At 65.2% G+C, this 2,065-nt stretch carries 3 protein-coding genes; all 3 read left to right on the plus strand.

Annotation, left to right across the window (positions count from 1 at the left end; genetic code table 11):
• A partial coding sequence (locus AC2VOU_RS20500) for an EF-Tu C-terminal domain-related protein (protein WP_486959017.1) occupies positions 1-666 on the plus strand: 666 nt, incomplete at its 5' end.
• Positions 667-800: 134 nt separating this feature from the next.
• The gene (locus AC2VOU_RS20505; RefSeq protein ID WP_486959018.1) at positions 801-1,613 is read left to right on the plus strand and encodes an SHOCT domain-containing protein; all 813 of its coding nucleotides are present in this window, start codon (positions 801-803) and stop codon (positions 1,611-1,613) included.
• Positions 1,614-1,715: 102 nt separating this feature from the next.
• Positions 1,716-2,065 (plus strand): SDR family NAD(P)-dependent oxidoreductase (locus AC2VOU_RS20510; protein ID WP_486959019.1); only part of this gene is annotated, 350 nt, incomplete at its 3' end.

The raw sequence follows: 2,065 nt of genomic DNA on the forward strand, positions 1-2,065 counted from the left end.
GCCCCCCCCCCGCCGCAGGCCGCCGCCCCCTCCGCCGACCCCGTCGCGCCCCTCATGGACGCCCCCGCCCACACGAACATGGACCCGGTCCGCGACACGGAGAAGCCGTTCCTGATGCCCGTCGAGGACGTCTTCACCATCACCGGTCGTGGCACCGTGGTCACCGGTCGGGTGGAGCGCGGCGTGGTCAACGTGAACGAGGAAGTCGAGATCGTCGGTATTCGTCCGACGACCACCAAGACCACCGTCACGGGTGTGGAGATGTTCCGCAAGCTGCTCGACCAGGGCCAGGCCGGTGACAACGTCGGTCTGCTGCTGCGTGGCATCAAGCGCGAGGACGTCGAGCGCGGCCAGGTCGTGATCAAGCCCGGCACCACCACGCCGCACACCGAGTTCGAGGGCCAGGTCTACATCCTGTCCAAGGACGAGGGTGGCCGGCACACGCCGTTCTTCAACAACTACCGTCCGCAGTTCTACTTCCGTACCACCGACGTGACCGGTGTGGTGACGTTGCCGGAGGGCACCGAGATGGTGATGCCCGGTGACAACACCAACATTTCGGTGAAGCTGATTCAGCCCGTCGCCATGGACGAGGGTCTGCGCTTCGCGATCCGCGAAGGTGGCCGCACGGTCGGCGCCGGCCGGGTCGTCAAGATCATCAAGTAAGTCTCTTTACCGCGGAGTCAGTACAAAGCCCGGACTGCCGAAATCGGCAGTCCGGGCTTTGCGCGTATGTGGCTCGTGGCAGCCTTGCTGGCGCTAATCTGACACGAACTTCCCTGCGAGGCGAGGAGAGGCACGTGTTAGCACGCTATCTGAAGACACAGTTATTGGTTTTGCTGTGCGGCGGTCTCGTCGGGCCGATCTTTCTGGTCGTCTACTTCGCCCTGGGATTGGGCAGCCTGCTGCAGTGGATGTTCTATGCTGGCCTGCTCATCACCGTCGCTGACGTGCTGATCGCGCTGGCGTTGACCAACTACGGGGCCAAGTCGGCCGCCAAAACCGCGGAGCTTGAGCAGCACGGGGTGCTGGCGCTCGCCCAAATCACCGGGCTCACCGAGACGGGTACTCGGATCAACGAGCAACCCGTGGTGAAGGTGAATCTGCATATCTCCGGATCCGGGTTTGTGCCGTTTGATAGTCAAGACCGGGTCATCGCCAGCGTTACCCGGCTGGGCAACCTCACTGCACGCAAGCTCGTCGTCCTGGTTGACCCGACCACTCAGGAGTACCGAATCGACTGGGAGCGAAGCGCTTTGGTCAATGGGCTGGTGCCCGCGCAGTTCACCGTGGCCGAAGACAACCAAACCTACGACTTGAGCGGGCAAGCCGGCCCGCTGATGGAGATCTTGGCGATCCTGCAGGCCAACAATGTTCCGCTCAACCGCATGGTTGACATTCGGTCGAATCCGGGACTGCGTCAGCAGATCCACGCGGTGGTGCGCCGGGCGGCCGAACAGCAGGCATCGGCTGCCCAACCGGCACCGGTCGGCTCGCCGCCGCAACCATCGATCGCGCAGCGGCTGCAGGAGCTCGAGACGCTCCGCGCCAGCGGTGCGTTGACCGACCAGGAATACAACAGCAGACGGGTCCAGATCATCTCTGAAATCTGACCCCTTATCGGCCGCGAGTGTGAATCCCACGACGGGTTTACGCGTCGCGTCGTCAGATTCACACTCGGCGGCGCCAACCAGGGCCGCTGTTAGCCTGTCAGGGTGGCGACGCAGGCGGGATCACTGCAGGGACGGGTGGCGTTTGTCACTGGCGCCGCTCGTGCCCAGGGGCGCTCGCATGCGGTGCGGCTGGCCCGCGAAGGCGCCGACATCATCGCGCTCGATATCTGCGCTCCGGTATCCAGCAGTATCGCCTACCCGCCGGCCACGCCAGAAGACCTCACCGAGACCGCGTGCGCGGTGGAAGCCGAGGGCCGCAAGGTGCTGGCCCGCGAGGTGGACATCCGCGACGATGCCGCGCTGCGGCAGCTGGTGGCTGACGGCGCCGAGCAGTTCGGCCGGCTCGACATCCTGGTGGCCAACGCCGGCGTGCTGGGCTGGGGGCGGCTCTG

The organism is Mycobacterium sp. TH-M25, from assembly GCF_057473665.1.